The organism is Faecalicatena orotica, assembly GCF_905197545.1.
In the GTDB taxonomy this organism is placed as follows: domain Bacteria; phylum Bacillota; class Clostridia; order Lachnospirales; family Lachnospiraceae; genus Faecalicatena_A; species Faecalicatena_A orotica.
Genome location: NZ_CAJJZH010000001.1, coordinates 187457 through 199562 on the forward strand (window position 1 = coordinate 187457; position 12106 = coordinate 199562).

General features: G+C 49.8%; 9 protein-coding genes. 5 read left to right on the forward strand and 4 right to left on the reverse strand.

Going from position 1 to position 12106, the window contains the following annotated elements; all coding sequences use genetic code 11:
- The first annotated feature begins 2 nt into the window (after positions 1 to 2).
- The 4 genes from hydA (at position 3) to xdh (ending at position 6227) form a co-directional block, all read left to right on the forward strand.
- Complete coding sequence (gene hydA, locus ABIN22_RS00815; protein WP_346906096.1) at positions 3 to 1373, forward strand: dihydropyrimidinase; 1371 nt, start codon at positions 3 to 5, stop codon at positions 1371 to 1373.
- 72 nt (positions 1374 to 1445) lie between these two features.
- On the forward strand, positions 1446 to 2195 hold the full coding sequence (gene yqeC / locus ABIN22_RS00820) for a selenium cofactor biosynthesis protein YqeC (protein WP_346906097.1): 750 nt from the start codon (positions 1446 to 1448) through the stop codon (positions 2193 to 2195).
- A gap of 31 nt (positions 2196 to 2226) precedes the next feature.
- Positions 2227 to 3585: a selenium-dependent molybdenum cofactor biosynthesis protein YqeB gene (gene yqeB / locus ABIN22_RS00825; RefSeq protein ID WP_118620620.1), complete on the forward strand. Its 1359-nt coding sequence runs from the start codon at positions 2227 to 2229 to the stop codon at positions 3583 to 3585.
- Positions 3586 to 3662: 77 nt separating this feature from the next.
- Entirely contained in the window at positions 3663 to 6227 is a 2565-nt protein-coding gene (xdh, locus tag ABIN22_RS00830) for a selenium-dependent xanthine dehydrogenase (protein ID WP_346906098.1), read from the forward strand.
- A 373-nt stretch (positions 6228 to 6600) separates the two neighbouring features.
- Here the strand turns inward: xdh and ABIN22_RS00835 are convergent, their stop codons facing one another.
- The 4 genes from ABIN22_RS00835 to ABIN22_RS00850 all read right to left on the reverse strand — a co-directional run bounded on the left by ABIN22_RS00835 (position 6601) and on the right by ABIN22_RS00850 (position 11018).
- Positions 6601 to 7440 (reverse strand): carbohydrate ABC transporter permease, encoded by an 840-nt coding sequence (locus ABIN22_RS00835; protein ID WP_346906099.1) that lies wholly within the window; start codon positions 7438 to 7440, stop codon positions 6601 to 6603.
- A complete protein-coding gene (locus tag ABIN22_RS00840; protein WP_109729764.1) occupies positions 7440 to 8315 on the reverse strand; it encodes a carbohydrate ABC transporter permease in 876 nt (291 codons plus the stop codon). Before ABIN22_RS00840 ends, ABIN22_RS00835 begins: the two co-directional genes overlap by 1 nt.
- Before the next feature lie 29 nt (positions 8316 to 8344).
- A complete protein-coding gene (locus ABIN22_RS00845) occupies positions 8345 to 9625 on the reverse strand; it encodes a sugar ABC transporter substrate-binding protein (RefSeq protein ID WP_346906100.1) in 1281 nt (426 codons plus the stop codon).
- A gap of 160 nt (positions 9626 to 9785) precedes the next feature.
- Positions 9786 to 11018, reverse strand: coding sequence for a helix-turn-helix domain-containing protein (locus ABIN22_RS00850; protein WP_346906101.1), 1233 nt, complete (start codon positions 11016 to 11018; stop codon positions 9786 to 9788).
- A gap of 169 nt (positions 11019 to 11187) precedes the next feature.
- Between ABIN22_RS00850 and ABIN22_RS00855 the strand changes: the two genes are divergently transcribed.
- Positions 11188 to 12033 (forward strand): HAD family hydrolase, encoded by an 846-nt coding sequence (locus tag ABIN22_RS00855; RefSeq protein ID WP_346906102.1) that lies wholly within the window; start codon positions 11188 to 11190, stop codon positions 12031 to 12033.
- Positions 12034 to 12106: the final 73 nt, after the last annotated feature.

Genomic DNA, 12106 nt, shown 5'->3' on the forward strand with positions numbered 1-12106 from the left:
TTATGAAACGTTTGTTTAAAGGCGGTACAATTGTAAGCGGAGAAGGAATGAAACAGCTGGATATCCTCGTAAAAGGGGAAAAAATTCTGGCAGTAGGAGAAGATCTGGAATTTCGGGATGCCGAGATAGAGGACGTCAGAGGAAAGTATCTGTTCCCCGGCTTTATCGACGCACATACCCATATGGCGCTGGAAGTCAGCGGCACCATAACCGCGGACAAATTTGACACGGGGACAAAGGCCGAGATCGCAGGCGGTACGACATGCATCGTAGATTTTGCAACCCAGAATAAAGGAGAGTCTCTGAAAGAGGCTCTCGATAACTGGCATAAAAAGGCGGACGGTGAGTCCTCCTGTGACTATGCATTTCATCTGGCAATTTCCGACTGGAATGAAAAGGTGAGCGAGGAGCTCGCCCAGGTTGTGGCTGACGGCATTCCTTCTTTCAAATTATATATGACATACGACAACATGATTGTAGATGATAAGACGATGTATGAGATTCTGACCCGTCTGAAAGAACTGGGGGGAATCGCAGGCGTACACTGTGAAAACAATGGTATCATAGCCGCGAGACTCAATGAGGTCCTTCAGGAAAAAGGGAACCGTCTCGACACGGCGGACTATCCGGGCACAAGGCCGCCTGCAGCAGAAGCAGAAGCAATCAACCGTCTGCTGAAAATTGCAAAATGCGTAGATACACCGGTCATAGTCGTACATTTAAGCTCTGCGGAGGGCTACCGTGAGATCCAGCATGCAAGGGAAGACGGGCAGACGGTATATGTAGAAACATGTCCGCAGTACCTGCTGATGGATGAAAGTAAGTATTTCCTTCCCGACGGGGAGGGGCGTAAATACATGATTGCCCCGCCGCTTCGTAAAAAGAAGAACCAGCAGGTTTTATGGGAGGCGCTCTCGGAAGGGCGGATACAGACGATCTGTACCGACCACTGCAGCTTCGATACCGCACAGAAGAACATGGGAGCGGAGGACTTTTCCAAAACACCGTGCGGAATGCCGGGAGGGGAAGAACGTCCTGCACTGATTTACCAGTTCGGGGTAAATGAAGGGCGGATTACGCTGGAACAGATGTGTAAATATCTTTCAGAGAATCCGGCAAAACTGTATCGTATGTATCCGCAGAAGGGTACACTTTCACCGGGAAGCGATGCGGACATTGTGGTGTGGAATCCAGAGACGGAGTGGACGATTTCGAAAGAACACCAACAGACGAATATCGACTACTGCCCAATGGAAGGCACGAAGATCAAAGGACGTGCCGAAAAGGTTTTCCTGAGGGGGCAGCTGGCCGCTGAGAATGGAGAAATTATAGCAGAGAAAACCGGCCGGTACGTGCCGCGCGGTATTTCATAGGCCGCGGATGTGACTCACCAGGGACTCCTGATGGTTGTCCAGATCGTTGAAAGAAGATTAAGGATATCGTTTATGGTAAAGAATTATGAGGAAGGGCTTCTGACAGAACAGGACTCTCTGTCAGAAGCCTTGCATATAAACAGTAAAAACCCGGTTATTTCTGTCACGGGGGCCGGTGGTAAAACAACGCTGATCAAAGCAATGGCGGAGGAATACAGGAAAAGGAAGATACCTGTCATAGTAACGACTTCGACCCATATGCTGGCAGAAGACAGGCCGTGGTTTCTTACGGAGCCGTCTGAAGAGAAGGCGGTACAGATTTTGAAAGCAGAAGGAATGGTGTGGGCCGGCCTGCCGGCAGAACACGGGAAAATAAAGACACTGCCTGAGAAGTTTTTAGACCGTCTGCTGACACTTGGGTATCCGGTACTGATCGAAGCAGACGGCGCGAAAAGACTTCCGATGAAGGTGCCGGCTGACCATGAACCGGTGATCCTGCCAGAAACAACCCATGTACTCTGTCTATATGGTCTGGATGCGGTCGGAAGGCCTCTTTCGGAGGTATGTTTCAGGACAGGTACCGCGGCGGAAATCCTGGATATGAAGATAACTGACCCGGTTAAGGAACGTGATCTTGCAAAACTAGCTTTTGATTCCAGAGGCGGCAGGAAAGGCGTCCTGCCATATATGGAATACCGGGTCATCCTGAATAAAGCAGACAATACGAAAAGGGAACAGACAGCATACCGGATCTGCCGTCTGGCAGAAGCACAGGGGCATACAGGAATCACGGTACTGGCCCGGGGGAACAGTAACCAATAAAGTCATTAAAACAAGAGGAAGGCAGCAGGAAATGAAAATACTAATCAAGGGGGCAGGTGATCTGGCAACAGGGATAGCCTCCCGCCTGTACCGCAGCGGGCATCAGATCATTATGACGGAGATAGAGGTCCCTCTGACTGTACGCAGGATGGTTTCACTGTCCAGAGCCGTTTATGAAGGGGAGGCAGTCGTTGAAGATATGAGAGGTGTTCTTGTATCCTCAATGAAAGAGGCACTCACCATCATGGAGGCGGGGGATATCCCGGTCATTGTAGACCCGTGTGCCCGGACAGCGGATGGATATCAGCCCGATGTAATCATAGACGCGATTCTTGCAAAGAAAAATTTAGGGACAAAAATTACAGATGCACCGTTAGTCATCGGTGTCGGCCCCGGCTTTACGGCGGGGGAAGACTGCCACTGTGTCGTTGAGACAAAGCGGGGGCATACGCTGGGCGATACGATTTACGAAGGCAGTGCCATTCCCAATACAGGTGTACCGGGAAATGTCGGGGGATACACGACAGAACGCCTGATCCGTGCAAGTGCTGAGGGCGTAATCGAACCTCTTGTGTCAATCGGCGATGTCGTGAAAAAAGGGCAGGCCGTGGCACTGACTGGCGGAAAAGAAGTTTGTGCGAAGATGGATGGTATTGTCAGGGGCATGCTCCAGCCCGGGGTCCGGGTATGGGAAAATCTGAAGATCGGAGATATCGATGCGCGGTGCGAAACATTCCACTGCTTCACCATTTCCGACAAGGCAAGGTCTGTCGGAGGAGGCGTGCTGGAAGCCGTGACAAGGTTTGAACATATGCGCAGGAAATACGCGGTCATCATACTTGCCGCGGGAAGAAGTGTACGGTTCGGAGAAAACAAACTGCTGGCGGTCGTTTCCGGAAAGCCGCTGTACCGGCATACGCTGGAACGGATGCGTGCATTCCAGGATTATCCGCAGTATCTGGTGACGGGGTATGAGGCAATAGCAGAGGAGGCAGAAAGACAGGGGATCAGGACTGTAATCAACAAAGAGCCGGAGCTCGGCATCTCCCGTTCTATCCTGCTTGGCCTTGAAGAATGCCTGAGGCAGAATCCGGATATCGAGGGAGTTCTGTTCTCGGTCTGTGACCAGCCAAATTTAAAGACGGCCACAATACAGAAAATTTTGAATATGGCAGGCGTGCATAAAGGTCGGATCATCTGCGCGGGAAATCCGGGCAGGCCGGGAAACCCGGTACTGTGGGACCGTGCATTTTTTGACGACCTGCGTAACCTGACAGGCGATAACGGAGGAAGACAGATCATGTCAGGACTACAGGAAAAAGTCAGATATGTAGAGGCGCAGCCAGAGGAATTAAAAGATATCGATCAAAAAAATGATTTGCAGGAATAAGGTCCGGGACCGACGGACGGCCGCCGCAGGCGCGGGTTTCGCTTGCGAAACTCTATGAAAGAAAGGAAGGTAATATCATGATTACTGTTCATGTAAACGGAAAGGATTATCAGGCCGGACAGGATAAAAAACTGATGCGTTTCTTAAGGGACGATTTAAGGCTGACATCTGTCAAGGACGGATGCAGTCAGGGCGCATGTGGCACCTGTACGGTTCTGGTGGACGGGAAGGCGACACGCGCATGTATCCCGATGCTTTCTAAGTTAGAGGGGAAGAAAATTGTAACAGTCGAGGGATTATCAAAGCGGGAGCAGGAGGTCTATGCATATGCATTTGGCCGGGCAGGTGCGGTGCAGTGCGGTTTCTGTATCCCCGGGATGGTGATGTGTGCAAAAGGCCTGATCGATGTGAATCCGGACCCGACCCGTCTGGAAGTCATCGCTGCGATACGCAATAATATCTGCCGCTGTACGGGATATAAGAAAATCATTGACGGTATCCTTTTAAGTGCAAAAATGTTCCGCGAAAATCTGCCTGCCACGGATGATGAAGGCGTCGTGCTTGTAGGGGACGCCATCCGAAGGATCGATGCTTCGGAAAAGGTGCTTGGAACCGGGGAATACCCAGATGACATCTATCTGGACGAGATGATCTACGGAAGTGCAGTAAGGTCGGAATACCCGAGGGCAAGGGTGCTTGCGATACATAAAGAAGAAGCAGAAGCGCTGGAAGGTGTGATCGGAGTATTTACCGCGGAGGATATTCCGGGAAATGTCAAGGTCGGACATCTGAAGCAGGACTGGGATACGATGATCCCGGTAGGTAAAGTTACACATTACTTAGGTGACGCTATCTGTCTTGTGGCTGCCGAGAATCAGGATATACTTGAGCGGGCGAAGAGTCTGGTAAAGGTCGATTACGAAGTGCTCGATCCCGTTCTGGACCCGTTTGATGCCATGAAGGAAGGTGCGCCGCTCGTGCATGAGTCAGGCAACGTCCTCGCACATGAACACCTCGTGAGGGGAAATGCGGATGAAGTCATTGCCGGATCGAAATATCAGGTCACAAGGCATTACGAGACGCCGTGGACAGAACATGCATTTCTTGAACCTGAATGTGCGGTTGCCATGCCGTTTGATGACGGTGTGTTCATCTATTCCACGGATCAGGGAACCTATGATACACAGCATGAGTGCTGTATCATGCTGGGCCTTCCACCAGAAAAAGTGATTGTGGAAAACAAATTAGTCGGCGGTGGATTCGGCGGAAAAGAAGATGTCAGTGTACAGCATCATGCAGCACTGCTGGCCTATCTGACGAAGCGGATCGTAAAAGTAAAGCTGTCCAGACAGGAGAGCATTGTAGTGCATCCGAAGCGCCACCCGATGTGGATGGACATTACTACGGCCTGTGACGAGAACGGTTACCTCACGGCAATGAAGGCAGTCGTTGTCTCGGATACAGGGGCGTACGCATCACTGGGGGGACCGGTCCTGCAGAGAGCCTGTACCCATGCCGCAGGGCCTTATAACTTCCAGGTCGTGGATATTGATGGAAAAGCAGTCTATACAAACAATCCGCCGGCGGGGGCATTCCGCGGGTTCGGGGTAACTCAGACCTGTTTCGGCTCAGAGCGCAATCTGGACCTGCTGGCTGAGATGGTGGGCATCTCACCGTGGGAGATCCGCTACCGCAATGCAGTCCGCCCGGGACAGGTGCTTCCGAATGGACAGATCGCCGATGAATCTACCGGTGTGGCAGAGACACTTGAAGCAGTAAAAGAAATTTATGAGAGCGAGCCATATGCAGGCATCGCCTGTGCCATGAAGAATGCAGGAGTAGGAGTAGGACTTCCCGACTGGGGACGCTGCCGTCTGCTGATCAGGGACGGAATCGTAGAGATACATGCCGGGGCGTCCTGCATCGGTCAGGGACTCGGAACCGTGCTGACCCAGGTCGTTTCAGAGACACTGAATCTACCGGTTGACAAAATCAAATACTGCCGTCCGAATACGGCGGATTCACCAGATTCCGGTACGACATCCGGTTCCCGCCAGACTCTGATCACGGGGGAAGCGGCAAAAAGAGCCTCCGAAAAACTGTTGGAAGCTTTGAAGACAGAGACAATGGAGGAACTGGAAGGCAGTGAATTCCTTGGAGAATATCTGGCAAAAACCGATAAAATGGGAAGTGACGTGCCAAACCCGGTATCCCACGTGGCATATGGTTATGCGACACAGATGTGTGTCCTAAACGAAGACGGCACCATAAAGAAAATGGTAGCAGCACATGACGTAGGCAAGGCAGTCAACCCCGTCAGCGTAGAAGGCCAGATAGAAGGCGGAGTCGTCATGGGAATGGGATATGCCCTCACAGAGCAGTATGAGATCAAAGACGGATATCCGGTATCCCGGTTCGGTACACTGGGCCTGTTCAAAGCCGATAAAGTGCCTGAGCTTGAATCCATCATAGTAGAAAAACCCGGAGTAGACGTCGGATACGGAGCCATCGGAATCGGAGAAATCACCTCCATCCCCACCGCCCCCGCCATAGCCGCAGCCTACTACAAATGGAACAAACAATTCCAAACCACCCTCCCCCTCACCGGCACGCCATACGAGAAGAGGGGAAAAAATAAGTAACAAAAGACATCATATCAGCAACTAACTAACACTTGCTTAGTTATATCGGGGGCAATAGCTGGGAACGAAATTTCCTCTTCCGACTGGATGAACCAGCCTGCCGGGGAATGAAAATGTACCCGCAAGGATGCGTCTTTGCACCATTAATGCCCCTTCATCAAAACAGAAACCAGCACATGAACGAACGGCAGGACCACCAGTCCTGCCGTTCAGCCGACTTAGCAAGAATGCATCAGCATTCTCGCGTTTGTCGGCGATGTTCATCGTGCCGGTTTCCGTTTTGATTTAGGGGCATTTATCGTGCAAACCCGTATCCATGCGGGTACATTTCCATTCCCCGGCAGGCGTCCTGTATCATCCATACCGAGCAAATTTACTTCCCAGTCCCCCGCGTCATTCCGGACACGAGGTATTTCCGAAGGATGAGTGCCGTGGCCGCAGGTGGTACGATTGCGAGCAGCCCGGCTGCGGCCGTGATCCCGTATTGTATGGAGTCCTTCACCATGAACTCGCTGGTGACGATGGACACTGGTTTCGTCTGGAAAGAAGAGGCAAGGATCAGCGGAATCTGGAACTGGTTCCAGGCGCTCAGGAACATGATGAGTGCACTGGATATCACGACCGGGTAGGCAACCGGGAGCAGAATCTCGAAGAAGGTCCGAATCCTGCCGCAGCCGTCCACACGGGCGGCTTCTTCTATTTCCACGGGTATTGTGCTGAAGTAATTAAGCATCAGCCAGACACTCATGGGCAAAAAGGAACTTGCATACACGAGGCTGAGCCAGAAGATCTTATCCAGCAGATGGTAGGACACAAAGATCCTGTAAAGGGGGATAACCGTGGCAAATACAGGGATTACCATTGTGATGAGGACTGCATTTTTAATCAATTTCTTTCCCCTAAATTCCAGTCTGGCAAGCGCGTAGGCGGACATCATAGCGACCGGGAGGCCGATCAGGAGGGTGATGCCGACCGCCTTGAGGGAGTTTGACATTCCCTGAAACAGAATCTTACTCTGCCGTGAGGAGGTCGTGAACAGGGTGATATAATTCTCCCAGTTCACCTTGCTTGGCAGCATCTTCATTGTGTTCTTGAACATCTCAAATTCAGGTGTCACCGAGATTAAGAAAGCCCAGACAAAGGGGCCAATTGTGAATACCAGAAACAATGCCACAACGATGACATACAATACTTTTCCGCTTTTTGTTTTCATTAGTATTCCACCTCCCTCGTCAGGTTCTTAAGATAGAAGAATCCGAGCACTGCAGAGATCAGCATGATAATATAGGTCAGGGCACTGCCTTTTCCGAAATCGAGGAACGAGAACGTGGTGAGGTAGCTCTCGATCAGAAGGTTCTTTCCGAGGTCGCTGTATCCGGCAAGGGCCACGATCTCATCGAAGATGTTGATTGCCGTGATGGATGCGGATGTGATTCCGATCCCGACAAAGGGGACCATGAGCGGTCCTGTAATATGGCGGAACGCGGACCACCTTCCTGCCCCGTCGATCCTTGCGGCCTCATAGAGGTCGTGCGGGATGGCACGCAGGCCCGCGAGACATACAATGGCTGTAAACGGGATACTGCGCCATGCGACGACGAGTGCCACGACAAAGAGCAGGAGGAAACGGCGGGACATCCATTCGATTGGGCTGTCGATTACGCCAATGCCAATTAGCAGCTTATTCATAAAACCGTAACCCGGATAGAAGATAAAACGCCAGATAATCCCATTCACAACAGGCGGCAGCGCCCAGGGAAGGACGGCCGCGGCCATCAGGACACCGGAAATCTTCGTATCCACATTCAGCATGAGTGCCACACAGATACCAAAAACAGTTGTGATCAGAACGACCACAACGAGTAAAAAGAGCGTATTTTGAAGACTGTACCAGAACGAATCAGATTTCAGTACGGCCTGATAATTCGCCCAGCCTACAAAACCGGTATCCTGCGGGGCAGTCAGCTTCATCTTCTGCATACTGTATGAAAATGTCTTAATGATCGGGTAGTACACAAGTACTGCCATGATAATAATAATCGGCAAAAGGAGCGCAATGCCCAGCGCTCCTTTGGTTTTTCTCTTCATGTATTCGATTCTCCGCTTCTTTTGCCTTGTTATTCTTCATTGCCGGCTAATTCGGTTACCTTCTTATCCATCGCGTCGAACGCTTCCTGTGCGGAAATCTCTCCGAGCACCATCTTGTTAACATTGTTGTAGATAGCATTGCTCATCTCAGAGTAATAGGACGGGATTCCGTTCGGGAACGGGGATTTAATCAGCTTTGCCTCTTCGAGCATGGCTCCCGCATTCTGGATCGTTCCGTCATCGATCAGGTCACTGAGCACAGCGTTTCTTGTAGGAATGGAACTGTTTGCCTGATACAGCTCTTTCTGTGTCTCTGCCGAAGTATACCATTTCACGAATTCTTTAGCTGCATCCTTGTTCTCGGAAAACTTCGTAATGCCGACTGCTTCCGGAAGAGGCATCGTCTGCGGGGAAGTCCCGTCTTTGCCCGGCAGGAGGATCGCTTCGATCTGTCCTACCACGCTGCATTCCTCTTCGTTGTTGCTGATGCCGACAAACTTTGTAGGCCCTACCATAAAACTTGCCTCACCCGCCGTAAGCTTGCGGTAGGCATCCATGCCGGATGCAGTCTTGGAGGCCGGGTCTGTGAATCCTTCGTCGACCAGTTTCTTTTCAAATTCAAGGGCATCACTGACGGCATCTTTATTCAATGTTCCGTCATCATTGAAGACCTGCCCGCTTCTGGAAAATGCCATCCACATCATGGAGGTTGTAGCGGATTCATCCGCATTCATCGGCATCGTATAAGGATACTCCACGATTCCGGCATCTTTGATCTTCTTCAGTGCATCATATACTTCATCCCATGTCTGGGGGGCCTTCTCGATTCCGGCCGCCTTGAAATGTTCTTTGTTATAGTAGGCAATTCTGTAGTCATTGGCATAAGGCACTGCCAGTACCTTCCCGTCAATGGAAAATGTCTCAAGTGTTGGCATATCTGCCTTGTCTTCGTCGGTCATCTCAATCTCTTCGAGCCATCCGGCGCTGTTCATCTCACCGACCCATGACCAGTCGACCTCTATTACATCAGCAGCGGCTGTGCCGCCTGAAGCTGCGATTGCAACCTTATCGCGGATATCATCCCAGCTGACCACATTCATAACCACGTTGATTCCGCTGTCTTCTGTGAATGCATCTAGCATGTCATCACTCGGCACGGCCCATTCCGGGACCATAACCGTGATTTCTTTTCCCTCAGTTTTTGAATCTTCTTTTGGTGATGCCTCTGCACCTTTTTTCGAACTGCATCCTGCCGCAAGCGTTCCGATTAAGGCTGTGCACAGAAGCACACTTAACAGTTTCTTTTTCATAAAGCCCTCCTTATGTGTCAGGATTCGACACATTTTTTATCCATGTCCTTTCAGTATATCCAATTCAGCATCCGGTTTCAAGACACAGGATGGATTTCATGATAATTTATTCACATATATCAGGCGCTTTTATTGATTTTATCTATATACATAATCCCACCTACTCCGGGTGCAGGATGGACTTCTGGTACTGCTTCGGCGACATTCCGAGGGAACGCCGGAAGATCCGTATAAAATAATTGATATCGTTGTATCCGCAGGAAGCGGCAACGGTCGTGATTGACAGGGAAGAGGAATTAATCAGTGTGACCGCCCTTCGTATACGTACCTGATGAATATAATCAGTCAGGGTGGTCCCGGTTTCTTTTTTAAAGAGCCCGGAGAGGTAGTTTTTACTCATACTGAACATCTCCGCGAAAAATGCGAGACTTAAATCCTCTGCATAGTGAAAGTCGATATAGGAAATGACTTCCTTCACGACCTTGGAGTAGCCGGACATAGAATGATTTTTCACCATCAGGCAGTATTTGTGTACCATATCTGTAGAAAGGTGGTCCAGCGCCCTTTCTGTCCGGGCTTCATTGATCAGGATGGCAAATTTCCCGGAAAGGTCGTCGATATAAAGCGGGGGCACCCCTCCGGATTCCACGGCCTTGCGAAAGAGTGTATTCAGGATAATGACCCCATGCCTTTTATTCTGCAGGGCGTTGTCTGATCTGGGCCGAAGCTGGAAGGTCTGGAACTTCTGGTATAATTCATGAGCGCTCTTGTCATCACCTGCGGATACGGCAGCCAGCATCTGGTTCTCCACCTCGTAGCGCTCCTCAATTGTACTGACAGAAATCTGCGGCCTCTCACGCAGCTTTAAAATCATGGGGGAGTTTTCCATATAAAGTTCATTCTTGTCTGGCAGGTGCAAGACTGTATATTCCGTGTGGAACAGTCCCTGTGACAGGTTTAGAACGAGAGACTCAAAACTCTCCATATCGGGGAGTACCGGCGTGGAGTCATAAAAGAGCCGGATGTCCTGATACAGCTGGTCCGGGATGTGCATCCGCTCCATAACCTGCTGTACCTGTTCCTCTGGCGGCCTGCTTTCAAGATAAGGGCCGATCACAAAATGAGGAGATTCGTAATCATACAAATACTGGGAAGGGATATGCAGGAGCATGTGGAACATCCCGAAAGCATCTTCATATCGGACGAGCCTGCCGGGTGTTATGTATTGTTCCAGAAAAACCTGAAGAGTCTGGTAATTATAGTCCTCATATAGACGAAGACGCAGTCCGTTGTCAGTCTGGGAGAGATTCGAGTTATCTTTAAAGATTACACAGCAGCCTACATTACAGGCAGTGACAGCCTGACAAAATAGTTCCAGTTGTTTATGTTCCATAGTTTGCCACCTCGTAAAGGAAATATATAATTCGTCAAAATATGACAAAATAGTTTGTATTTATAAAATAGCATAATATTGTGCTAAAAACAATGGATATTATTATTCTTTTATAGAGGAAAAACGGGTATGCTAACTATATCAGAAGAGAAAGAGAGGACATGGAACAATGAGTAATCCCTTTTCAGATTTTAGTAAAAAGAAAGAATATCTTGTCTGCATTGATTCGGACGGATGTGCCATAGACAGCATGGATATCAAACATATCCGCTGTTTTGGGCCGTGTATGATAACAGAATGGGGGCTGGATGCCCACATGGAGGAAATCCTGAAGCGCTGGAATCAGGTAAACCTCTATTCTATGACAAGAGGGATCAACCGTTTCAAGGGCCTTGCGGCGGCTCTTGAGGAAGCGGACCGGCTATATGCAAAGATCGAAGATGTACAGACATTTGTAAAATGGACGGAGGATTCCGATGAGCTGTCTAATGCAGCGCTTCAACAGGCGATTGACGAAACGGGCAGTATTTGTATGAAAAAGGCACTGAACTGGTCACGGGAAGTAAATAAGGCAATTACGGAACTGCCGAAAGAGGATATCAGGCCATTTGAACATGTTCAGGATGTCATCAGGAAGCTTCATGAAACATGTGATATAGCCATTGTATCCTCGGCCAATTATGAGGCTGTGAAGGAAGAATGGACGAGATTCGGACTTCTCACATATGTGGATGTGCTTCTGGCGCAGAATGCAGGGTCCAAGAAAAGCTGTATCGAAAGGCTGCTGACTTATGGATATGCGAAGGAACATGTCCTGATGACTGGAGATGCACCGGGAGACATGGATGCGGCACAATCAAACGGTGTCCTGTATTATCCGATTCTCGTATCCCATGAGTCCGAAAGCTGGGAACAGCTTGAGGCAGCGGTGGAAAAGGTGAAAAACAATACATTCCAGGGTGAATATCAGGCGGGACTGATACGGCAGTTTGTGGATAACCTGACGAGGCCATAACAAAGACGAGGCTATAACAAATTAAGAAGAAAGAAACAGATAGAAAATATTCTTGAAAGAGCAGGAGGAACCA